The organism is Hymenobacter sp. BT559 (genome assembly GCF_017571525.1).
Classification (GTDB): Bacteria; Bacteroidota; Bacteroidia; order Cytophagales; family Hymenobacteraceae; genus Hymenobacter; species Hymenobacter ginsengisoli.
In genome coordinates, this window is record NZ_JAGETY010000024.1 from 1 (window position 1) to 22,883 (window position 22,883).

The following is a 22,883-nucleotide window of genomic DNA, read 5'->3' on the forward strand; positions in this document are numbered from 1 at the left end:
TTGCGGTGCACAAACATCTCCCCCGGGCCCGTGCCCGTGATGCCCGAAGCCGGCACCCGCGAGTCGGAGCAGCCGATAAACAGGTACCTAGGCTGCTGCCCGTTGGCCAGGCGCTGGAAAAACTGCGGGTCTTCGGCGTTCTTACTCGCCACCCACTGGCGATTGTTCGCCAGAATATCTTGAATACCGGACATAGAGCAGGTTAAAATGCGAGCACAAAGCTAGCCGGCTTTATACGCAGTCGGGCGGGCTGCGTGTTCGGGGCTAGCCCTCGGCTCCTGGCTCGAAGCTCACGCGCAGCGTGTGCCGGGCCCCGGCCGGCGCAAAGTCGTAGCTCAGCCCAAAGCCGTAATAGGCACAAATGTGCTGCACGATGCTCAGGCCCAGCCCCGGCGACTCCGATGCCGCGTTGTGCTTGCGGAAGCGCTCGAAAAACCGGCTAGGGTCGCCGCTCACCACCGGGCCGGGGTTGCTCACCGCCAGCGCAGTAGCCGTGAGGCGCACGGCCACATCGCCGCCCGGCACGTTGTGCCGGATGGCATTGTGCAGCAGGTTGTGCAGCAGCGAATCGGCCAGGCCGGGGTGCAGGCGGCGCAGCGGCGCGGGTGCCAGGTCGAGGTGCAGGGCCAGGCCGCGCGCCTCCAGCAGGGGGGCTAGCTGCTCGGCTTTCTCGGCAAGGAGGCTGGCCAGGTCGAGTGGCACGGCCTGGGTAAACTGGCCGTTTTCGATGCGGCTGAGCAGGCCGAGCGCCTGGTGCAGCCGCGACAGCCGCCGCGTCGCCCCGTAGAGGTCGGCCAGCAGCGGGGCCGCGGCAGCATCGTCGGCCAGGGCGGGCAGCTGCAGCAGCTGCTCGAGCTGCGCCTGCATGATGGCCAGCGGCGTCTGGGTTTCGTGGGCGGCGTTGGCCGTAAACTCGCGCAGGTTTTCGTAGTCGGCCACTAGGCGACTGCTCAGGTGCGTAAGCGCCTGGTTGAGTTCCGTAAACTCCTCAATGCGTGAGGCTGGCAGGGCTAGCGGCTGGTGCTGCTGCAAATCATAAGTGCGCAGCGTAGCCAGCGTGCGCTGAAACGGCGCCCACAGCCGCCCCGACAAGTAGCGGTGCAGCCACACCACGCCCCCTAGCAGCAGCCCCAGCACCAGCAGCATGCTGCTCACCACGGCCATCAGCAGCTCATCTACCTCTACCAGAGACTTGCGCAGCGTAATCCAAACGGGCGGCTGCCCCGGCCTCACCATCCGAAACGTGAGCTGCCGGTGCGGCACCAGCGAGCCTTCGGTTGGGTCGAGCAGCACGGTATCGGAAAAGCCGAGTGACCGGGGCCGCAGGCTCGTGCTATACTGGCCACGGTACAACGGCTCGGGCAAGGGCCGGCCGCTCGCCACGCGGGCCTCCACTTCCAGGCGGTGGTTGTGCAGCTGCTCGCCTACCTCGTTGCGCACGGCATAGTCGGTGCCAATGTACAGCACCAGGCTACCCACCGCAAACAGCCCGGCGCTCAGCAGCACATAGTAGCGATTGGTGGCAGCTAGCAGCTTCATTTTATAAAGATTAATTAGATAATGGTCAATGGTTAATTTACCGGTGAATAATAATTAACCATTGACCATTATCTACTTAACCATTACTCCGCGCTCAGCTTATACCCCACCCCGTACATGGTGCGGATGTAGTTTTCGGCGCCCTTCTCCTGCAGCTTTTTGCGCAGGTTTTTGAGGTGGGTATAAATGAAATCAAACGAGTCGGCGGCATCTACCGAGTCGCCACACAGGTGCTCGGCAATGGCTTCTTTGGTAAGCACGCGGCCTGGGTTAGCCAGCAAATACAGCAACAGGTCATACTCCTTGCGCGTGAGGGTAAGCTGCTCGCCGTGCACCAGCACCTCGGCCTGCTCGGGCCACACCACGAGGTCGCGAAATATGAGGTGGTTTTGCCCCTGAAACCGGCGGCGGCGAATAATAGCCCGCAGCCGGGCATTGAGCTCGGAAATATGGAAGGGCTTCACCAGGTAGTCGTCGGCCCCCAGGTCGAGGCCCACCACGCGGTCGTCGAGGCTGTCGCGCGCCGAAATAACCAGCACCCCCGCCAGCGAATTATCGGCCTTAAGGGTGCGCAACAGGTCAAGGCCATTGCCATCGGGCAGCGTCAGGTCGAGCAACACGCAGTCGTAGCGGTACAGTTTTATTCGCTCCTGCGCCTGCCTGAAATCTGCGGCTACCTCCACCACATAGCCCCCTTGGCGCAGGGCCTCCACGAGGGTTGAGCGTAGCGCGGGCTCATCTTCAACTAATAGTATTTTCATGGCTAGGCTGAGCTAATTCAGCTGCCGAAAAAACAAGGCAATTCTGAAGAAAACTAGGATACTCAGAATCTACTCATACTATTTTCATTTTTGAGGCCCGCGCTTTTATAGAAATGGCATAGAGCCTGGCCGCCGTTTTTCAGGTTTCTGCCCCCTAGCCTATTTGCTAGGCCGCCACGTGAGGCACAAGCCCGGGGTGCTTCCATAGTAGGTCGGCAGCACACTTACATCGCGGCCGATGGATTTGCGCCCCCAGCGGTTGCGGTGGGTGAGGTAGCCCAGGTGAGCCGACAGAATGCCGAAGCCCGCGCCGGCCACTACGTCGCTCTGCCAGTGCTTGTCGACCACCATGCGCAGCGCGCCCACGCTGGTAGCTAAGGCATAAGCCCCGATGCCGTACCACTGGCTTTTGTCCCGAAACTCGGTGTGTACAATGCTGGCCGCCAAAAATGCCTGCGCCGTGTGGCCCGACGGAAACGAGAGATTATCCGAGCCGTCGGGGCGCTCCTCGTGGCTAAGCGACTTCACCAGAAATGTACTGCCCAGCATGATGGCCTCGCTCTTGGCAATGATGAGCAGGGTATTGATGCGGTCGTTGCGGCTCTCGACGCCGGCCAGCGCCACGGCCCCTAGCTCGAGGTAAGGCACGAAGATGAGGATGTCGGCCACGCGGGTTTGCGACGACGGAAACACGCGGTGAATGTCGCGCTGCGCATCTTGGTTGGTATAAAAACCACCCCCATTAAAGGTGTAGGCGCCGTAACCAATCAGCACCGCCGGAATGGCAACAGCTTTGAACAGCTTGCTTTTGAAAAAAGGCTTTTTGACCGCGGCCGGCACACCAGCCGGGTTTTCGTATTTGTGGGTAGTGTCGGCGGGGGCGGGCTGGGCGGCAGGGTTGAGCGGCACCTGGGCCAGGGCGGGGGTGCTGCTCAGTAGCAAGCCTAGCAGCACGGCGCGGGCAGTAGAAAGAAAGGAGGGCATGGTGTAACGAAAAAGTAAGGCTTTTGCGCTCTACGCGAGCCAGCCACTTTTTGCTACTTGTCGCCAGGCCAAAAAACCAATTATTGTGTTTTTCTGCTCGGCGGCAGCCCGCTGCCAGGGCCAGCCCCCCGGCCAGTTCAGTGCCCCGCACCCGGGCCGCTTGCCCAACCCGGCAACGTTGCCGGCAACGATGGCGGAAATAAATCGGGCTTTTTGCTTGCAGATGCCCAGTAGATAGCCTAGTATTCCGGTGCCGAAGCCGGCTTTGCGCCTGCGGCTGGCCTTTTCCAGTTCGTACTACCTAGCGGCAGCGGCCCGGCCGCCCCGCCTTCCCACCCGCTTTTATGATGCGTTTTTCTTCGCTGTTGCCCGGTGCCCTGCTGGCGCTGGCGGCCTGGCAGGCCAACCCTAGCGCTGCCCAGAGCGGCCGGCCGGCCCCTAGCCAGCCGGCACCACTTACCCTGCCCGCGGTGCGCCAGGTGCGCTTCAAGGCCGACACCTTCAACATTCAGAAGTATGGGGCGGTGGCCGATGGCCAGACGCTCAACACCCAAGCGTTTCACAAAGCCATTATGGCCTGCACGCAGGCGGGCGGCGGCACGGTGCTGGTGCCGGCGGGGCTGTGGCTCACGGGCCCCATCGTGCTGCAAAACAACGTGAACCTGCACCTGGCCACCGGCGCGCTGGTGCAGTTCACGGCCGACCACCTGCAGTACCCGCTCGTTAAAACCACCTGGGAAGGCGAGGAAGCCATCCGGAGCCAGGCACCGATTTCGGGCGTGGGGCTAGTCAATATCGCCATCACCGGCAACGGCACGTTCGACGGGGCCGGCGATAGCTGGCGGCCCGTCAAGAAGAGCAAGCTCAACGAGGGCGAATGGAAAAAGCTGCTGGCCACCGGCGGCGTGCTCAATGAGAAGAAAGATTCATGGTACCCGTCGGCCAGCTCACTCAAGGGTAACATGCTCGCGGCGGCCGGCACGCCGCGCAAGAGCCTCGACCCCACGGCCTTCGACGACATCCGCGATTTCTTGCGGCCCAACATGCTGAGCCTGACCGACTGCAAGCAGATTTTGCTCGAAGGCTTTACCATTCAAAACTCGCCGGCCTGGACCATCCACCCGCTGCTGTGCCAGGACATTACGGTGCGCCGCGTCACGGCCCGCAACCCCTGGTATGGCCAGAACACCGACGCCATTGATGTGGAGTCGTGCCGCAACGGCGTGCTCGACGACTGCGTGTTTAGCGTGGGCGACGATGGCCTGTGCATCAAGAGCGGCCGCGATGAGGAAGGCCGCAAGCGCGGCGTGCCCACCGAAAACTTCCTCATTCAGAACTGCAAGGTGTACAGCGCCCACGGTGGCTTCGTGATTGGCTCGGAGATGTCGGGCGGGGTGCGCAATATGGTGGTGCGCAACTGCACCTTTCAGGGTACCGACGTGGGCCTGCGCTTCAAGACGGCGCGCGGCCGCGGCGGCATGGTCGAGAATATCTGGGTCGATGGCATTACCATGACGGATATTGCCGGGCAGGCCATCCTCTTCGATATGTACTACGCCGCCAAAGACCCCGTGCCACAGCCGGGCGAATCGACGGCACCGCCCGTCATTGCGGCCCAGCCGCTGAATGAGGGCACGCCGCAGTTCCAGCATTTCTACATCAAGAACGTAGTGTGCAAGGGTGCCGAAACGGGTATTCTGGTGCGCGGCCTGCCCGAGATGAGCATCAAGGATATCAGCCTTGAAAATGTGGTAATTGAGAGCCAGAAAGGCATGGTGTGCCAGGAAGCGGAGAACATTCGCCTCCGCAACGTAACCCTGCTCACCAAAGAAACCCGGCCGGTGCTGGAAGTGCAGAACAGCAAAAACATCAGCCTCGACGGCATCAGGTACACCAGCGGCGCCGACCTGCTGCTGCGCGTGAGCGGCGACCGCAGCCAGGACATTCGCCTTACCAACACCAATACCAAGCTCGCCAAAAAAGGCCTGGAGCTGGGCGACAAGGTGGGCAAGAAGGTGGTGCAGGTGGCGGCTAAATAATACCTACAACCAGTTTGTCATTGCGAGTGCTACGCGGCAGGCGCATTGCAACGATAGCCGAGCGGCTTGTGCCAAAGCCAATCGGGTGCCAGTGCTGCGTAGGCTCGCAATGACAGACCGACTTTTCTCCATGACTTCCCCCACCCGCCTTTTCCTCACCGCCGCTAGCCTTACGCTGCCCCTGCTAGCCCCCGCGCAGAATGCCCCGGCCGCCATGTCGCAGCGCATGGCCGATGCTTTTATCGCCCAGCATCCCGATTCCATCGTTATCGGCAGCCGCAAAGCGGCCCGCTGGGACTATGAGCAGGGCCTGATGCTGAAGGCCCTGGAGCGCGTGTGGGAGCGCACCGGCAACGGCCGCTACTTCACCTACATTCAGAAAGACCTCGACCAGTTTGTGCAGAAGGATGGCAGCATCCGCACCTATAAGGCTGAGGATTACACCCTTGACAACCTGGCTACTGGCCCGGCCCTGCTGCTGCTGAGCCAGGTGTCGGTGCCTAATGCCGAAAAATACCGGCTAGCCGCCGCTACGCTGCGCAAGCAGCTGGCCAGCCAGCCACGTACCAAGGAAGGCGGCTTCTGGCACAAGAAGGTGTACCCCAACCAGATGTGGCTCGATGGCCTCTACATGGCCGAGCCCTTCTACGCCCAGTACAGCGTGCTGACCGGCGACCAGGCCGGCCTCGACGACGTAGCCAAGCAGTTTGCGCTCATCGAAAAGCACCTGGCCGACCCCAAAACCGGTCTGCTGCGCCACGGCTACGACGAAAGCCGCGAGCAGAAGTGGGCCGACAAAGCCACCGGCCTTTCGCCCCAGGCCTGGGACCGCGCCGTGGGCTGGTACGCCATGGCCCTCGTGGATGTGCTCGATTATATGCCTGCCGGCAATGCCCACCGCGCTGAGCTCATCAAAGATTTGCAGCGGCTAGCCCCGGTCTTGGCCAAATACCAGGACCCCAAAACCGGCACCTGGAGCCTCGTGCTGGGCCAGGAAGGCCAGAAAGGCAACTACGCTGAAGCCTCGGGCAGCAGCATGTTTGTGTATGCCCTGGCCAAGGGCGTGCGGCTAGGCTACCTCGACAAGAAATACGCCGCCGTGGCCCGCAAGGGCTACGATGGAATTTTAAAAACCTTCGTGGCCACCGAAAACGGCGCGCTCGCCCTCAACGGCACGGTGAGCGTGGGCGGCCTGGGCGGCAATCCCTACCGCGATGGGTCTTACCAGTATTACCTCAGCGAGCCCCTGCGCAAGAACGATTTGAAAGGCGTCGGCCCGTTCATCCTGGCCAGCACGGAGATGGAGATTGCGCAGGAAGACGCCTTGGGCCAGGGCAAGACCGTGGGCCTCGACTATTATTTCAACCACGAGACGCGCAAAAATGCCTTCACCGGCCAGCCCGAGCAGTGGCACTACACCTGGGAGGACCGCACGCATGGCGGCTTCTGGCTGTGGGGCAACCAGCTGCGCGAGCTAGGGGCCCGCACGGTGCCGGTGCCCACGGCACCTACCGCCGCTAGCCTCAAAGGCCTGAATGTGTACGTGATAGTGGACCCTGACTCTAAAAAGGAGTCGCCCCAGCCCAACTACGTCTCGGCCGCCGATGGCAAGGCCGTGGCCGACTGGGTGCGGGCCGGCGGCACACTGGTGCTGCTCGCCAACGACACGGCCAACTGCGAAATCAAGCATTTCAATACCCTAGCCAAAAATTTCGGCATTCAGTTTACCGACCAGAGCGTGAACATGGTGCAGGGCAGCCAGTTTGAACAGGGCCGGGTGGACTTGAGCAGCGGCGCGGCTGTGTTTAAGCAAGCCAAAACGGCCTACATCAAGGAGCTGTCGGTGCTGGCCCTAGCGGCGCCGGCCCAGCCGCTGGTAACCAATAATGGCAAGGTGATAATGGCCACCGCCACGCTGGGCAAGGGCCGTGTCTTTGCCCTCGGCGACCCGTGGCTGTACAATGAGTACACCGACGGGCGCAAGATTCCGGCCCAGTTTGAGAACTTCCAGGCGGGCAAGGATTTGGGGCGCTGGCTGCTGAAATAGTGGCTGCGGCTAAGAACGTCGGGCTGCGCTTGCCGTTCTTAGGGCCTCCACTTCCACCTTTTTGCCATGCTACTCATTCGCCACGGCCAGCCCGGCCAGGAAAAACCCGGCCTCGTGCTCGACGGCCACCGCTACGACCTCAGCCACTTTGGCGAAGACTTCGATGAGAAATTCTTTGCCTCGGATGGGCTAGCCCGCCTCGCTGCCTTCGTGGATGTGCAGCGCGAATTGCTGCTGCCCATTCCGCCCACCACCCGGCTGGGGCCGCCGGTGGCCCGGCCCTCCAAAATCGTGTGTGCCGGCCTCAACTACACCGACCACGCCCAGGAAATGAACCTGGGCCTGCCCACAGAGCCGGTTATCTTTCTGAAAGCCACCTCATCGCTGAGCGGGCCAAACGACGATATCATCCTGCCGCGCGGCTCGGAAAAAACCGACTGGGAGGCCGAGCTGGCAGTGGTAATCCGCAAGCGGGCCAGCTATGTGAGCGAGGCCGAGGCTGCCCAATACATTGCTGGCTACGTGCTGCTTAACGACGTGAGCGAACGCGCCTACCAGCTGGAGCGCGGCGGCACCTGGGACAAGGGCAAGGGCTGCGACACCTTCGCCCCGCTCGGCCCCTGGCTAGCCACCCCCGATGAGCTGCTGAACCCTAGCCGCCTCAAAATCTGGCTTTCCGTGAACGGCGAAAAGGTGCAGGATGGCAACACGGCCAACCTCATTTTTCGGGTGCCCTACCTCATCAGCTACATCAGCCAGTTTATGACCCTGCTGCCCGGCGACATTATCTCGACCGGTACGCCGGCCGGTGTGGGCAGCGGCCTCAAGCCTCCGCGCTACCTCAAGCCCGGCGATGTGGTGGAGCTGGGCATAGAGGGCCTGGGCAGTTCGCGCCAGGTGGTGCGGCAGGCTTAGTAGCGCGGACTTTCAGTCCGCGAGTTGCAACGCTGAGGACTCGCGGACTGAAAGTCCGCGCTACTTCACTGCGTCGTTGCTGAGGTATGCAGCGTGTTTTCTAGGCGCATCCTGGCCATTGACTTACAAGAACAACTCGCATGTTTTTTCTGTACCCGTGATAAAATCCACTCTTTCCTTAGGCCTGCTGCTAGCCGCCGCCACCGCCCAGGCCCAGACCCGCCGCGTGGTAGTAGCAGCCGATGGGAGCGGCGACTTCCGCACCGTGCAGGCCGCCTTCGACGCCGTGCCGGCTGGCAATGCCGACTGGTTTACCATTGTGGTGAAGCCTGGCACTTACAAGGAAAAGCTGACCCTAGCCGCCGAGAAAACCCATGTGCGGCTGGTGGGCGAGGATGCCGCCCGCACCATCCTCACCTTCGACAACTACAACCAGCGCATCGACCCGACCACCGGCAAGAACTTCGGCACCACCGGCTCGGCTAGCATCCACCTTTACGCCAACGACTTCGCGGCCGAGAACATCACCTTTGCTAACTCGGCCGGGCCGGTGGGCCAGGCCGTGGCGGCCTGGGTGGCCGGCGACCGCAGCAGCTTTCGGCACTGCCGCTTCCTGGGCTTTCAGGATACGCTGTATACCTACGGCTACGGTAGCCGCCAGCTCTACGACGACTGCTACATCGAGGGCACCGTTGATTTCATCTTCGGCAGCAGCACGGCTTGGTTTGAAAACTGCCACGTAGTAGGCAAAACGGGTGGCTTTTTCACCGCCGCCTCCACGCCCGATACCACGCGCTACGGCTACGTTTTCCACCGCTGCCGCCTCGATGGCACAGCGCCGGCGGGGTCGTTTTACCTGGGCCGCCCCTGGCGGCCCTACGCCAAAACGGTGTATCTGGAGTGCCAGCTAGGGGCCCTGGTGCGCCCCGAGGGCTGGGACGAGTGGGGCAAGGAAAGCAACAAGCAAACCGCCTACTACGCCGAGTATAAGAGCAGTGGCCCCGGCGCCCAGCCCGCCGCCCGCGTGCCGTGGTCGCACCAGCTTACCAAAGCCGAGGCCCAGACTTATACCCAGGCCGCCGTGCTGCGCGGCTGGCAGCCACCGAAATAGCGTTTTAGTTTTTATAGCCTTTGCCGGGCATCTCACCCCTAGCCCCACTCCCAAAAAGCGAGGGGGCTAGGGGGTGAGGTGCCCGTTAGCTCGTTTCTCAATATGCGCAAATTCCTTCTCCTTGCGTTTCTGCCGCTAGCCCCCACCCTGGCCCAGACCACCCCACCCGCCGCCAGCCTCGGTATGCCGCCCGCGCGCCCGGCCCCGCCGCCCCAGGTGCTGCTGATGCGCGTGGCCCAGGATGGCAGCGGCGACTACCGCACCATTCAGGAAGCGGTAAATGCCTCGCGCGACTTGTCGCAGGTCACGGTTACGATTCAAATTAAAAACGGCATCTACCGCGAAAAACTGGTGGTGCCGGCCCACAAAACGCACGTGCGGCTGGTGGGCGAAAGTGCGTTGGGCACCATCATCACGGGCAGCGACCACACCGGCGACGCGGCTGGCCACAATACCTATTCCTCCCAAACCGTGCTGGTGCAGGCCAACGATTTCACGGCCGAAAACATCACCTTCGAAAACGCGGCCGGCGCCGTGGGCCAGGCCGTGGCCCTGCACGTAGATGGCGACCGCGCCACTTTCCGCCACTGCCGCATGCTCGGCAACCAGGATACGCTGTTTCCGGCCGTCGAAAACAGCCGCCAGTACTACCAGGATTGCTACATCGAAGGCACTACCGATTTCATTTTCGGCACCGCCGTGGCTGTGTTCGACCGCTGCGAAATCCGTAGCAAACGCAACTCCTACATCGCCGCCGCGGCCACCACCGAGCGCCAGGCCTACGGCTTCGTATTCAGAGACTGCAAGCTCACCGCCGACACGGCCGCCCACAAGGTATTTCTGGGTCGGCCCTGGCGCCCCCACTCGCGCACCGTGTATCTGCGCTGCGAGCTGGGCGCCCACATCCTGCCCGCCGGCTGGGACAACTGGCGCGATGCCGCCAACGAGAAAACCGCCTTCTACGCCGAGTACCAAAGCACCGGCCCCGGCGCCAACCCCAGCGCCCGCGCCAAGTGGAGCCACCAGCTCACGGCCAAAGAAGCCAAGCGCTACACCCTAGCCAACATCTTCGGCGGCGAAAGCGGCTGGGTGCCGCAGGAGTAGGATAAGTGCGTATCAATTAAAACAGAACGTCATGCTTCGACAAGCTCAGCATGACGTTCTGTTTTAAGTTAATGAGCTCCTGAACAATATTATTTCGGACCGTTTTTACTACGCCAGTAAGTTATATACTCAGCGTGCAGCATTCCGCCAGGAATAAACCTTTCTTTAGAAGCCCGATAGGTCTGAGTAGCAAACTCAACCGCCTCTTCTACCGATGCAAATGAATGCTCGATTATCTCATCAGGGTCGAGATGCGAAAACTCCGTAACATCAGTCCATTCTTCATCCCCTTCATCAAAGGATTCTACATAATTAACGGTGTACTGTTGCTTATCCTTACTAATGTACAGCCATCGTAACACTGTATAATCTGCTTCTTCGGAATAGCCTAGCCACTGATGCACCTCTTTACTTAAGTGAAGCCGTGCAGTTAATTCTAACGGAGAGAGATAGAACGCCATCAGAAATATTATTTTACCCTACCCCGCCCGACGACTCCCGCACCACCAGCGTAGTCGGAATGGTAACCGTGCTAGGGGGTGCGGCGCGGTGCTTTTTCTCGATGAGGTCGAGCAGGCGGCCCACGGCCACGCGGCCGATTTCGGTGGCGGGCTGCTCCACGGTGCTGAGCGAGGGGGCTAGCATATCGGCCACCGTTAGGTTGGTGAAGCCAATGAGCGACACCTGCCCGGGAATGGCGATGCGGAGTTGGCGCAGGGCGGCCAGGCAGCCCACGGCCAGGCGGTCGCTGGCCGTGAAAAAAGCGTCGGGCCGGGGCTCCAGGGCCAGCAGCTCATCCACGAGCGGGCCCACCTCGTCGGGGCCGAAGGTGCCGAAGCGCACCAGGCTTTCGTCGTAGGGCACGCCGTGCTTTTCGAGGGCAGCCCGGTAGCCGGCCAGCCGCTCCTGCGTGATGCTAAGCCAGGGCTGAATGGTGAGGTGCGCAATGCGCCGCCGGCCCGAAAGCAGCAAATGCTCGGTAGCGGCAAAGGCCCCGGCGAAGTTGTCGGCCACCACGCGGGGCGTATCGAGGGCCGCCGACACGCGGTCGAACTGCACGATGGGCGTGCCCTGCTGCTGCAGTTCCTGCAGGTGGCTCACGTTGTTGGTTTCGCTGCTGAGCGAGATGAGCAGGCCGTCGACGCGGCGGGCCACGGCTTGGCGCAGATTGGCCACTTCGCGGTCGTAGGCCTCGTGGGTTTGGAAGATGAGCACGTCGTAGCCGCGCTGGTTGGCCACCTCCTCGATGCCATTGATGGCCTGCGAAAAGTAATAATTGGCAATCTGCGGCACAATCACTCCGATAGCCTTGCTGCTGCTGCCCTTTAGGCTGAGGGCAATGGGATTGGGGCGGTAGTGCAGGCGCGCGGCACACTCCATCACCAGCCGCTTGGTTTCGGGGTTAATTTCGTAGCTGTCGCGCAGGGCCCGCGATACGGTCGAGACAGAGATATTGAGCTCGCGGGCGATGTCCTTAAGGGTAGCGGGTTCCAAGCGGGTTCTACTTAAAATGCAATTGCCGACGGGCCGGCGGCAGCCAGTTTGGCGGCTAAAGATAAACGTTACCTGAATCTTGCCCGGCTATGCGCCACTTAGATGAAGGCAGTGTGAGCAATGTGGAAACGTTACCGATAACGATTGCGCAAATAAAAACGCTCCCTGGCATTCAGCCCAGGCTGGCTAGGGGCTAAACTTCGATACTACCTCTCAGAGAGGCTGCTCGAGGGCCGGCTTTCTGTTCTTTCTAAAACGCAACTCCCACCCGTTTTCTTTATGAGTGCTTCCTCACTCTTTAGCCTGGCCGGTAAGCGCGCCCTCGTGACGGGGGCCGACCGCGGCATTGGCCAGGCCATGGCCGTGGGGCTCGCCGAGGCTGGCGCCGACATCATCGGCGTATCGCGCAGCCTGCCCGACGGTGGCGAAACAGAGCAGGCCGTGCGGGCGCTGGGCCGCGACTTTCGGGCCTACCGAGCCGACCTGGGCGAGCCCGCCGCGCTGCATGGCTTCATCCAGCAAGTGCTGGCCGACTTCGAGCGCATCGATATTCTGGTTAATAACGCCGGCATTATCCGCCGCGCCCCGGCCGCCGAGCATTCCGATGAAGACTGGGACGCAGTGCTGAGCGTGAACCTCGACGCACCTTTTCGCCTGGCTAGGGCCCTCGGGGGGCACATGCTAGCGCAGGGCGCGGGCAAAATCATCTTTACGGCCTCGCTGCTCACCTTTCAGGGGGGCATCAACGTGCCGGGCTACGCGGCCAGCAAGGGCGCCATCGGCTCCCTGGTAAAGGCCCTGGCCAACGAGTGGGCCGGCCGTGGCGTGAACGTGAACGCCATTGCTCCGGGCTACATCGCCACCGACAACACCGAGGCCCTGCGCCAGGATGCCAACCGCTCGGCCAGTATCCTTTCGCGCATCCCGGCCGGGCGCTGGGGCGAGCCCGCCGACTTCAAAGGCCCCACCGTGTTTCTGGCCTCGGCGGCCAGCGACTACGTGCACGGCACCATCCTCACCGTCGATGGTGGCTGGATGGGCCGCTAAGCAGCTACTTCACCTATCGCGCCCTGTTTGCTGGCGCTCCCTTTCACTTTTCAATTTCCCACCCAACTGCTTCCGCTTTTTATGAAAAAACATCTTCTCCTGCTTTGGCTCCTGCTGTGCGGCAGCATCGGCCTGGCCGTGGCCCAATCGCGCACCGTAACGGGCGTGGTAAAAGGCCCCGATGGTGAAACCCTGCCCGGCGTGACGGTGGTACTCAAGGGCACCAGCACCGGCGCCTCGACGGGTGCCGATGGCTCGTTTTCGCTCGCTATTCCGGCCGCCGACAAAGCGGCGGTGCTGCGCTTCAGCTTTATTGGCTACGTGAGCCAGGAGCTGGCCGTGGGCAACCGCACCGCCCTCACCGTGACGCTAACCTCGGACACGCAGAGCCTCGACGACGTAGTAGTTATCGGCTACCAGGAGGTGCGGCGCGGCGACGTGACGGGGGCCGTTTCGTCGGTTAATGCGCAGCAAATCAAGGATATTCCGGTCAACTCAGCGGCCGAAGCCCTGACGGGCCGCCTGGCCGGCGTGCAGCTGACCTCGGCCGAAGGCACGCCCGGCAACACCAACGTGCAGGTGCGGGTGCGCGGTGGCGGCTCGATTACTCAAGACAACTCGCCGCTCTACATTGTAGATGGTATTCAGATTGAGAACGCGCTGTCGGTGATTGCGCCGCAGGACATTGCTTCGGTGGACGTGCTGAAGGATGCCAGTTCGACCGCTATTTACGGTGCGCGCGGCGCCAACGGCGTTGTGATTATCACCACCAAGGGCGGGCGCGAAGGCCGCACGGCCGTGACGTACAACGGCTTCGGCGGCTTCCGCCAGCTGAGCAAGAAGCTGCAAGTGATGGGCCCGGCCGACTACCTCAACTGGGAGTATGAGCGCGCCCAGCTCACGGGCTCGGGGGCTAGCGTATCGGGGGGCACCAGCACCTTCAAAAGCGTATTTGGCTCGCTCAACTTCAACGGCGACACCTTGAACCGGGTGCGCAATCTGCCCTTCCAGGATTGGCAGGAGCAGGTGTTTGGCCGCAAGGCCTTTCAGCAGACGCACAACCTTTCTATCAGCGGCGGCACCAAGCAAACCACCTTCAACCTGAGCCTGACCCGCAACAACGAGGACGGTATTCAGCTAGGGTCGAACTACGTGCGCAACCTGGTGAACTTCCGCATCGACACCAAGGCTAGCGACAAGTTCCGGCTAGGCTTCAACGCCCGCTTCAACGACCAGGTGAACAATGGCGCCGGTACTGGCGCGGCGCTAGGCACCTCCAGCATCGGCCAGACGGTGAACACGGGCTCGAGCGTGACTTCGCGCCTGCGCAACACCGTGCAGTACCTGCCCTTCAACCTGCCCACCTTCGCCGGCGGCGACCCCACCACCAACTTCGACCCCGACTTCTTCAATAACTCCAGCCTCGTGAACCCGGTGCTGGCCAACAACAACGAGTACCGGGCCGATAAGCGCCGCACCTTCAACATGGGGGCTACGGCGGCCTACAACTTCACGCCCACGCTGGTATTCCGCTCTACGGCCGGCTTCGACATCACGTATACCGACCTGAGCACCTTCAACGGCCTGTACTCGCCCACCATCCGGCAGGCAGCCGGCGGCTACCAGAACCTGCCCTTCGTGACGCTGACCAACGGCCTGACCACGACGCTCAACAACTCGAACACCCTCGACTACACGTTCAAGCGCGACAAGCACGTCCTGAACGCGCTCATTGGTGAGGAAACCTACCGCCAGCGCACCACCCAGGAGTTTGTGCAGGTGAACTTCCTGCCGGCCGATATCACCGCCGAGCGGGCCCTAGCCAACATCAACCAGGCCGTGCTGCCGGTGGGCACTGTATCGCAGCCCGTGCTGCCGAGCACCACCATTCCGGTTGATTATGGCCTGGTGTCGGGCTTCACCCGCCTGAGCTATTCGTATGATGACAAGTACCTGCTCACGGCCACGGCCCGCCTCGACTACTCGTCGAAGTTTGAGCCTGGCAACCGGGGCGGCGTGTTCCCCGGCGCTTCGGCCGCGTGGCGCATCTCGAAGGAGAACTTCTTCCAGGACCTCACCGACAAAGTATCGGACCTGAAGCTGCGCCTGAGCTATGGCCAGGCCGGCAACAACCGCATCCCGGACTTCCTGACCAAGCCGCTCTACCAGGCCGGCAACGTGAACTACGCCCTCAACCACGTAACCACGCCCGCCACGGCCCTCACCACGCTCTACAACCCCGATTTGAAGTGGGAAATCACGACGACCCGCGACGTGGGCCTCGACGTGGGCTTGTTTAACAACCGCGTGCAGTTCACGGCCGACGTGTACTACAACACCACCAACGACTTGCTGATTAACCGGACCATTAACCCCATCCTGGGCTACACGCAGCAGTACAAGAACATCGGCTCGACCTCGAACAAGGGTCTGGAATTACAGCTCAGCGGCACGGTCATCCAGACGACCAACTTCACCTGGACGGCCACGGCCAACGCCTCAATGAACCGCAACCGCATTGAGGACCTGGGTGGGCTGTCAGAAATTTCGAGCATCCAGTCGGGCTGGGCCGGCTCGGCCCTCTCGGGCCCCGACTACGTGGCCCGCGTGGGCCAGCCGGTGGGCCAGATGTACGGCTACATCACCGATGGCTTCTACACAGCCAACGACTTCAAGTCGTATAACTACGCTACCCGCACCGGCGTGCTCAACGACGGGGTGGCCAGCGACGCCGCCATCACCGGCAACCCCGTGATGATTGGTACCATCAAGCTGCGCGACGTGAACGGCGACGGCACCGTAACCGAGGCCGACAAAACGGTAATCGGCAATGCCAACCCCAAGATTATCGGCGGCCTGAACCAGCAGTTCACCTATAAGAACTTCGACGCCAGCGTGTTCGTCAACTTCGTGGCTGGCAACAATATCTACAACGCCAACAAGATTGAGTTTACGAGCAGCACCCCCAACACGTCGTACGCCAACCTACTGAGCGACATGAACAACCGCGTGCGCTACATCGACAATAACGGCGCCCTCATCACCGACGCGGCCACCTTCAACCAGGTAAACGCCAACGCTACCATCTGGAGCCCCGTGCGCGGCAACTACTTCCTGCACTCCTACGCCGTGGAAAACGGCTCGTTCCTGCGCCTCAACAACATCACGCTAGGCTACTCGCTGCCCAAAGGCCTGCTGAGCCGCGCCAAGGTGCAGACCCTGCGCTTCTACGTGACCCTCAACAACCTGGCTACGCTGACCGGCTACTCGGGCTACGACCCCGAGGTGAACACCCGACGCGGCACGCCGCTCACGCCGGGTGTCGACTACGCTGCCTACCCCCGCAGCCGCGCCTTCCTCTTCGGACTGAACCTGGGCCTGTAGCTTTTTTCCCACCCGCCTTATCGCTAGCATCTAGCCTTAATCATGAAATTTTCTCTTTTTTCTTCGCGGAAGGCCACGGCGGCCGTGCTGCTGGCCGGGGTAGCCGGGCTAGCCTCTTCCTGCAAGAGCTACCTCGATATTGAGCCCACGGCCCTGACTACCACCGCCGCCACGTTTAGCACCGTGAGCGGGGCCACCAGCGCCGTGCTAGGGGCCTACGACCCGCTCTCGGGCGACAACACCTACGGCACCCGCATCAGCATGTACTACCCCTACGATACCGATGAGCTCATCGGCTCGTCGGGCACCTTCGATACGGGCCGCCGGGGCATTGCGCGCTACAAGGCCTACGCCTCCAACACCGAGATTATCAACCCCTGGAACAACCTTTACCAGGGCATCGAGCGGGCCAACGTGTGCATCAAGTACATTCCGCAGATGGCCCTCTACACCACTGGGGCCAGCGCCGACACGGCCAGCCTGCACCGCCTCTACGGCGAGTCGCTGACCCTGCGGGCGCAGTACTACTACGAGCTGATTCGCAACTGGGGCGACGTGCCGGCCCAGTTCTCGCCGTCGAGCTACGACCAGGATTTTAACCTGCCCAACGCCGACCGCAACCAGACCCTGGCCACGCTGATTGCCGACCTGGCCACCGCCGAGAAGCTCGTGCCCTACCGCTCGGGCGCCGGCGTCGTGAACGAGCGCATCACGAAGGGCGCTGTGAAGGCCTTGCGTGCCCGGCTAGCCCTGCAGCGCGGCGGCTACTCGCTGCAAGGCAACACCATGACCCGCCCCACCGACTACGCCACCTACTACGCCATCGCCCGCCAGGAGTGCCTGGAGCTGATGAACCAGCGCAAGGAGCACACCCTGAACCCGAGCTTTTCTGACCTGTGGCTAGGGGTGAACCAGCAGCGCCACGACAACGCCAACGAAATTATTTTTGAGGTGGGCATGGCTGGCTCGACGGCCACCGGCGACTCGAAGCTGGGCTACTACAACGGCCCACGCCTGAACAACTCGCCCATCTACGGCTCGACCCAGGGCGCCGTGACGGTAGTGCCGACCTACTTCTACGCCTTCGACTCGACCGATGTGCGCCGCGACATCACCATCGCGCCCTACCAGTACGCCAGCGGCGCCAACGTGCAGTCGGCCGTGGCCCTGAATACGCTGTATGATGGCAAATTCCGGCGCGACTGGCACAGCCCGCCGCTGCCCGGCACCAACAACTACCTGGGCTACAACTGGCCCATCATCCGCTTTGCTGATGTGCTGCTGATGTTTGCCGAAGCCGACAACGAGCTCAACGGCCCCACCGCCGCCGGCCGCGCCGCCCTGCTGGAAGTGCGCACCCGCGCCTTCAACGGCAACGCTACCCGCGCCGCGCTCAACGTGAACACCGGCTCGAAGGCCGATATGTTTAACGCCATCGTGAACGAGCGCCTGCTGGAGTTTGGCGGCGAAGGCATTCGCAAATACGACCTGCTGCGCTGGAACCTGCTGGCCGACAAGCTCGCCTCGACCAAGGCTAATATCGACCTGCTGCGCGCTGGCTCGGCACCCTACAACACGGTGCCGCAGTACCAGTACTACAAGGTGGTGAATGGCGTGGTGCAGTGGCAGCGCTCGTTTTACCGCCCTTCGCCTGCCAACACGACGGCCCCCACCGGCACCACCCGCGTAAACTGGCGCCAGGGCATCGATGCTACCTACGTGGCCAACCTGCGGCCCAACGGCACGACCGTAACCATAGGCTCTACTACAGTGACTAGCGCGGGCACCGGTATGGCCGCTGAGTACGTGCCTGGCCAGGGCAAAGAGTTGCTGCCCATTCCGCAAACCACCCTCGACACCGACCCGGCCATCAAGCAAAACTTCGGGTACTAGCCGGCCCCGGGCCGGGCTGCTGGGCTAGTCTCAGTGGCCCGGCCGTTGGTCATTCTGCCTTTCTGCCTTATGAACATCTGCGCGCTCCTGCTCGGCTTGGGCCTCACTGCCGGGCTAGCCCACAGCCACGGCCGCCCGGCTAGCCGGGTGCAGCTGCCGCCAGCGCCCGCCGGCCCGGCCGCTGCCCTGGACACCACCGCCGAGAAAATGCTGGCCTTTCAGCGGAGCAACGGCGGCTGGCCCAAGGCCGTGAACGAGGTGAAGGTGGACTACCGCCACCTCATGAGCGCCGCCGACCTGGCCACCGCCCGCCGGGGGGCTAGCCAGGAAGATGCTACCATCGATAACAACGCAACCACCCGCGAAATCAGCTACCTGATTTCGGCCTTCAAAACCACCCAGAACCCCGCCTACCGCCAGGCCGCCGAAAACGGCATCCGCTATCTGCTCAAGATGCAGCAGCCCAGCGGCGGCTTCCCGCAGTACTACCCCGATGCCCGCTTCTACCGCGCCCAGATTACCTACAACGACAACGCCATGATACGGGCGCTGGAGGTGCTGAAGGCGGTGGCCGATAAGAAGGGTGACTTCGCTTTGGTAGACCCTAGCCTGGTGACCCCGGCGCAAAAGGCGGTCGATAAAGGCGTGCAGTGCATTCTGAAAACGCAGTACGTGCAGCACGGCAAGCTCACGGCCTGGGGCGCCCAGCATGACCGCACTACCCTGCTGCCCTGCAAGGCCCGCGCCTTTGAGCTGGCCTCGCTGAGCGGCGATGAGTCAGTGGGCATTACCGAGTTTTTGCTGAACCTCGACCAGCCCTCGCCCGAGGTGCGCAAAGCCATCGCGGCGGCCGTGGCCTGGTTTGAGGCCTCGAAGATTGAGAACACGGCCGTGCAGGACATCACTGACCCCAGCCAGCCTAAGGGCCACGACCGGGTAATGGTGGCCCAGCCCGGCAGCACAGTATGGGCGCGCTTTTACGACCTCGACACGAACAAGCCCATCTACGTGGGGCGCGACGGCGTGAAGCACGACCGCCTGGCCGACATCGAGGCGGAGCGCCGCACCGGCTACGTGTATGCCAGCACCTGGCCCGCCAAGCTGCTCGCCCGCGACTACCCCAAGTGGCAGCAGAAATGGGGCAGCAACTAATTAAAATCAGCTTTTATTCCGAATAATACCCGACGTTATGCTTACCCTTAATCAGGAATTGGTGCGGGCGGCTGCCGCTAGCCCCACCGTGAGCCTGCCCCCACCCGCCCTGTTCGAGCTGCCCGAAAAGGTGCTGCAGTTTGGCACGGGCGTGCTGCTGCGCGGCCTGCCCGATTTTCTCATCGACCAAGCCAACCGCCAGGGCCTGTTCAACGGCCGCGTGGTGGTCGTAAAAAGCACCGATGGCGGTGGCGATGCGGCCGCCTTCGAGCGCCAGGACAACCTGTACACGGTGTGCGTGCGCGGCATAGAAGACGAGCAGCCCGTGCGCCAGGACGTGGTGTGCGCCAGCCTCAGCCGGGTGCTGTCGGCTAAGAGCCAGTGGGCCGAGGTACTGGAATTTGCTGCTAGGCCCGATTTGCAGGTAGTGCTTTCCAATACCACCGAAGTCGGCATTGTGCTCGACGCCGACGACGATGTGCGCGCCAAGCCGCCGCGCTCGTTTCCGGGCAAGCTACTAGCCGTGCTGCTGGCCCGCTACGAGGCGTTTTGCGGGGCCATCGATAAGGGCCTGGTCATCGTACCCACCGAGCTAATTCCCGACAACGGCACCAAACTGCGCGGCATCTTGCGCGAGCTGGCCGAAAACCAGGTGCCGGACGTGGGCTTTTTAACTTGGCTCGAAAAAGCAAATACCATTTGCAATTCGCTCGTCGACCGCATTGTGCCGGGCAAGCCCGAGGCGGCGGCCGGCGCCGCGCTAGCCCAGGAACTGGGTTACGAAGACGAGCTGCTGACGATGTCGGAAGTGTATGCGCTCTGGGCCATTGAGGGCGACGAGCGGGTGCGGCAGGTACTGAGCTTTCAGCCGGTGCATCCTGGCATTATTGTGCAGCCCGACATCAATCAGTTCAAAGAGTTGAAGCTGCGCCTGCTCAACGGCACGCACTCGCTGGCCAGCGGGCTGGCGGTGTTGTCGGGCGTGCCCACCGTGCGCGGCGCGATGGAGGATGAGAACCTGCTCACCTATATCCGCCACCTGATGCTAGCCGATTTGCTGCCGGGCATCCCCTACCCCATTGATGAGAAAATAGGCCAACGGTTTGGCATGCAGGTGCTCGACCGCTTCCGCAACCCCGCCGTGGAGCACCGCTGGCTAGCCATCACCCTGAATTATTCGGCCAAGCTGCGCATGCGCGTAGTGCCTGATTTGCTGCATTATGCCGAGCGTTTCCGGGCCGTGCCGCAGTACGTGGCGCTGGGCTTTGCGGCCTACCTGCTCTTTATGCGCAACACCCGGCATGAAGGCGACAAGTGGTACGGCGAGGCCAACGGCCAGGAATATCTTATTCAAGACGAGCAAGCCGGTTTGTTTGCCGAACGTTGGGCTACTGCTTCGCCCGCTGACTTAGTGCGGCAGGTACTAAGCGACCTCAGCCTCTGGGGCACCGACCTCACTGCACTGCCCGGCTTTAACGAGGCCGTGACGCGCTACCTGCTGCAAATGGCGCAGGAAGGCGCTGCTGCTACCCTAGCCGCCAAATTAAATAAAACAGCGCGCGCGGTGGTTTAGGAATAAAACGAATTCATGTTGCCCTGCGCCTGCACTTGCGAACTTGCGAAGCAATAACAGCCGACGTTTAGCCTTTATACTTATGAAGCACCTAGTTGCGAAAATTCACCCCGCCGATAACGTACTTGTCGCTCTCGCCGACCTGCCCATTGGCACGCCCGTAACCTGGGACGGGGTGACCGTGACCACGACCGAAAAAATTCCGGCCAAGCACAAGCTGGCCTTGCAGCCGCTAGCCCCCGGCGACAAAGTGACGATGTACGGCGTGCTAGTGGGCAAAATGGCATCGGCCGTAAGCCAGGGCGGCCTGCTCACCACCGCCAACATCAAGCACGCCACTGACGCGTACCAGGAGGGCCAGCACCAACACAACTGGGCGCAGCCCGATGTAACCAAATTTGCTGGCCGCACTTTCATGGGCTACCACCGGCCCGACGGCCGCGTGGGCACGGCTAATTATTGGCTCGTTATTCCCTTGGTTTTCTGCGAAAATCGCAACATTCAGGTGCTCGAAGAGGCCCTGGTGAATGACCTCGGCTACGCCCGCCGCAAGAGCTACCAGCCCCAAACCCAGGCCCTGGTAGAGCTGATGAAGGCCGGCAAATCGGTGGAGGAAATCCTGGCTACTGACCTGCAGTCGGCCGAAGTTGACTACCAGAAGCCCCGGCTATTTCCGAACGTGGACGGCATCCGGTTTTTGCAGCACGAGGGCGGCTGCGGCGGCATCCGGCAAGATGCCCAGACGCTGTGCGGCCTGCTGGCGGGCTACATCACCCACCCCAACGTGGCCGGTGCCACAGTGCTCAGCCTGGGCTGCCAAAATGCGCAGGCTAGCATGCTGCAAGAAGAAATCGCCAAGCGCGACCCTCACTTCAGCAAGCCGCTGTTCATCCTGGACCAGCAGACTATCGGCACCGAAGAAGCCCTCGTGAGCACGGCCCTGCGCCAGACCTTCGCCGGCCTCATGCAGGCCAATCAGCAGCATCGCCAGCCCGCGCCGCTCAGCAAGCTGACCATCGGCCTGGAGTGCGGCGGCTCGGATGGCTTTTCGGGCATCTCGGCCAACCCGGCCGTGGGCCATGTGTCTGACCTTTTAGTGGCGCTCGGCGGCTCGGTTATCCTGGCCGAGTTTCCGGAGCTGTGCGGCGTGGAGCAGGAAATCGTGAACCGCTCGGTTGACCACGACACGGCCCAACGCTTCACCTCGCTCATGAAAGCCTACGGCGACAGCGCGGTGGCCGTGGGTTCGGGCTTCGATATGAACCCCTCGCCCGGCAACATCCGCGACGGACTGATTACGGACGCCATGAAATCGGCCGGCGCGGCTCGCAAGGGCGGCTCGTCGCCGGTGGTGGCCGTGCTCGATTACCCCGAGCCGGTAACCAAGCCCGGCCTCAACCTGCTCTGCACGCCCGGCAACGATGTGGAAAGCACCACTGCCGAAGTAGGCTCGGGCGCTAACCTTGTGCTCTTCACTACCGGCCTGGGCACGCCCACTGGCAACCCCATTGCCCCGGTTGTCAAAATCAGCTCAAACACCAAGCTGGCCGAGCGCATGCCCGACATCATCGACCTCAATACCGGCACCGTTATCGACGGCGAAGAAACTATCGAGCAAGCCGGCGAGCGCATCCTCGACTACGTGGTGCAGGTGGCTAGCGGCCTGGAAGTAAGTGCCGTACGCCACGGCCAAACTGACTTTATTCCGTGGAAGCGCGGGGTGTCTTTGTAGGAATTACCCAAAGTCGTCTGTCATTGCGAGCGCAACGAAGTGGAGCGCGGCAATCTTTCCTTCACGCTAGGGGTACTAAATCTACTGAAGAAGACGACAAGGAAAGAT

17 protein-coding genes are annotated in these 22,883 nt (G+C 62.1%); 11 read left to right on the plus strand and 6 right to left on the minus strand.

Annotated features, from left to right (window positions below; genetic code table 11):
* The 4 genes from J4D99_RS21430 to J4D99_RS21445 form a co-directional block, all read right to left on the minus strand.
* A partial coding sequence (locus J4D99_RS21430) for a carbonic anhydrase (RefSeq protein ID WP_304607921.1) occupies positions 1-194 on the minus strand: 194 nt, incomplete at its 3' end.
* Between the two features lie 70 nt (positions 195-264).
* Positions 265-1,539, minus strand: a complete 1,275-nt coding sequence (locus tag J4D99_RS21435; protein ID WP_208133798.1) for a sensor histidine kinase — start codon at positions 1,537-1,539, stop codon at positions 265-267.
* A gap of 83 nt (positions 1,540-1,622) precedes the next feature.
* Positions 1,623-2,300 carry a response regulator transcription factor gene (locus J4D99_RS21440; protein ID WP_208133799.1) on the minus strand — a complete coding sequence of 226 codons (678 nt, stop codon included), beginning with the start codon at positions 2,298-2,300 and terminating at the stop codon, positions 1,623-1,625.
* Between the two features lie 159 nt (positions 2,301-2,459).
* Positions 2,460-3,284, minus strand: coding sequence for a phosphatase PAP2 family protein (locus J4D99_RS21445; RefSeq protein WP_208133800.1), 825 nt, complete (start codon positions 3,282-3,284; stop codon positions 2,460-2,462).
* Between the two features lie 344 nt (positions 3,285-3,628).
* Between J4D99_RS21445 and J4D99_RS21450 the strand changes: the two genes are divergently transcribed.
* From J4D99_RS21450 to J4D99_RS21470, 5 genes are all read left to right on the plus strand, one after another.
* Complete coding sequence (locus J4D99_RS21450) at positions 3,629-5,323, plus strand: glycoside hydrolase family 28 protein (protein ID WP_208133801.1); 1,695 nt, start codon at positions 3,629-3,631, stop codon at positions 5,321-5,323.
* Positions 5,324-5,453: 130 nt separating this feature from the next.
* Entirely contained in the window at positions 5,454-7,370 is a 1,917-nt protein-coding gene (locus tag J4D99_RS21455; protein ID WP_370551489.1) for a glycoside hydrolase family 88 protein, read from the plus strand.
* A gap of 66 nt (positions 7,371-7,436) precedes the next feature.
* Positions 7,437-8,285 (plus strand): fumarylacetoacetate hydrolase family protein, encoded by an 849-nt coding sequence (locus J4D99_RS21460; RefSeq protein ID WP_208133802.1) that lies wholly within the window; start codon positions 7,437-7,439, stop codon positions 8,283-8,285.
* A 157-nt stretch (positions 8,286-8,442) separates the two neighbouring features.
* A complete protein-coding gene (locus tag J4D99_RS21465) occupies positions 8,443-9,396 on the plus strand; it encodes a pectinesterase family protein (RefSeq protein ID WP_309509632.1) in 954 nt (317 codons plus the stop codon).
* 102 nt (positions 9,397-9,498) lie between these two features.
* Positions 9,499-10,500 (plus strand): pectinesterase family protein, encoded by a 1,002-nt coding sequence (locus J4D99_RS21470; protein WP_208133804.1) that lies wholly within the window; start codon positions 9,499-9,501, stop codon positions 10,498-10,500.
* Positions 10,501-10,589: 89 nt separating this feature from the next.
* On the opposite strand, the gene J4D99_RS21475 is transcribed toward J4D99_RS21470, so the two are convergent.
* Positions 10,590-10,961, minus strand: coding sequence for a hypothetical protein (locus J4D99_RS21475; RefSeq protein WP_208133805.1), 372 nt, complete (start codon positions 10,959-10,961; stop codon positions 10,590-10,592).
* 13 nt (positions 10,962-10,974) lie between these two features.
* The gene (locus J4D99_RS21480; RefSeq protein WP_208133806.1) at positions 10,975-11,994 is read right to left on the minus strand and encodes a LacI family DNA-binding transcriptional regulator; all 1,020 of its coding nucleotides are present in this window, start codon (positions 11,992-11,994) and stop codon (positions 10,975-10,977) included.
* A 279-nt stretch (positions 11,995-12,273) separates the two neighbouring features.
* On the opposite strand from J4D99_RS21480, the gene kduD reads away from it, so the two are divergent.
* From kduD to J4D99_RS21510, 6 genes are all read left to right on the plus strand, one after another.
* On the plus strand, positions 12,274-13,041 hold the full coding sequence (kduD, locus tag J4D99_RS21485) for a 2-dehydro-3-deoxy-D-gluconate 5-dehydrogenase KduD (RefSeq protein WP_208133807.1): 768 nt from the start codon (positions 12,274-12,276) through the stop codon (positions 13,039-13,041).
* Between the two features lie 81 nt (positions 13,042-13,122).
* Complete coding sequence (locus J4D99_RS21490) at positions 13,123-16,425, plus strand: SusC/RagA family TonB-linked outer membrane protein (protein WP_208133808.1); 3,303 nt, start codon at positions 13,123-13,125, stop codon at positions 16,423-16,425.
* Between the two features lie 42 nt (positions 16,426-16,467).
* A complete protein-coding gene (locus J4D99_RS21495; protein ID WP_208133809.1) occupies positions 16,468-18,318 on the plus strand; it encodes a RagB/SusD family nutrient uptake outer membrane protein in 1,851 nt (616 codons plus the stop codon).
* A gap of 69 nt (positions 18,319-18,387) precedes the next feature.
* Positions 18,388-19,470 carry a pectate lyase gene (pelA, locus tag J4D99_RS21500; protein WP_208133810.1) on the plus strand — a complete coding sequence of 361 codons (1,083 nt, stop codon included), beginning with the start codon at positions 18,388-18,390 and terminating at the stop codon, positions 19,468-19,470.
* Positions 19,471-19,507: 37 nt separating this feature from the next.
* Positions 19,508-21,043: a tagaturonate reductase gene (locus tag J4D99_RS21505; protein WP_208133811.1), complete on the plus strand. Its 1,536-nt coding sequence runs from the start codon at positions 19,508-19,510 to the stop codon at positions 21,041-21,043.
* An 82-nt stretch (positions 21,044-21,125) separates the two neighbouring features.
* Complete coding sequence (locus tag J4D99_RS21510; protein WP_208133812.1) at positions 21,126-22,775, plus strand: UxaA family hydrolase; 1,650 nt, start codon at positions 21,126-21,128, stop codon at positions 22,773-22,775.
* Positions 22,776-22,883: the final 108 nt, after the last annotated feature.

Excerpts from the sequence above, each read along its gene's own strand:
- J4D99_RS21450 (WP_208133801.1), top strand. The coding sequence starts at position 3,629 with ATGATGCGTTTTTCTTCGCTGTTGCCCGGTGCCCTGCTGGCGCTGGCG.
- J4D99_RS21510 (WP_208133812.1), top strand. The coding sequence starts at position 21,126 with ATGAAGCACCTAGTTGCGAAAATTCACCCCGCCGATAACGTACTTGTC.
- pelA (WP_208133810.1), top strand. The coding sequence starts at position 18,388 with ATGAACATCTGCGCGCTCCTGCTCGGCTTGGGCCTCACTGCCGGGCTA.
- J4D99_RS21460 (WP_208133802.1), top strand. The coding sequence starts at position 7,437 with ATGCTACTCATTCGCCACGGCCAGCCCGGCCAGGAAAAACCCGGCCTC.
- J4D99_RS21455 (WP_370551489.1), top strand. The coding sequence starts at position 5,454 with ATGACTTCCCCCACCCGCCTTTTCCTCACCGCCGCTAGCCTTACGCTG.
- J4D99_RS21495 (WP_208133809.1), top strand. The coding sequence starts at position 16,468 with ATGAAATTTTCTCTTTTTTCTTCGCGGAAGGCCACGGCGGCCGTGCTG.
- J4D99_RS21440 (WP_208133799.1), bottom strand. The coding sequence starts at position 2,300 with ATGAAAATACTATTAGTTGAAGATGAGCCCGCGCTACGCTCAACCCTC.
- J4D99_RS21470 (WP_208133804.1), top strand. The coding sequence starts at position 9,499 with ATGCGCAAATTCCTTCTCCTTGCGTTTCTGCCGCTAGCCCCCACCCTG.
- J4D99_RS21435 (WP_208133798.1), bottom strand. The coding sequence starts at position 1,539 with ATGAAGCTGCTAGCTGCCACCAATCGCTACTATGTGCTGCTGAGCGCC.
- J4D99_RS21475 (WP_208133805.1), bottom strand. The coding sequence starts at position 10,961 with ATGGCGTTCTATCTCTCTCCGTTAGAATTAACTGCACGGCTTCACTTA.
- J4D99_RS21490 (WP_208133808.1), top strand. The coding sequence starts at position 13,123 with ATGAAAAAACATCTTCTCCTGCTTTGGCTCCTGCTGTGCGGCAGCATC.
- J4D99_RS21445 (WP_208133800.1), bottom strand. The coding sequence starts at position 3,284 with ATGCCCTCCTTTCTTTCTACTGCCCGCGCCGTGCTGCTAGGCTTGCTA.
- kduD (WP_208133807.1), top strand. The coding sequence starts at position 12,274 with ATGAGTGCTTCCTCACTCTTTAGCCTGGCCGGTAAGCGCGCCCTCGTG.
- J4D99_RS21505 (WP_208133811.1), top strand. The coding sequence starts at position 19,508 with ATGCTTACCCTTAATCAGGAATTGGTGCGGGCGGCTGCCGCTAGCCCC.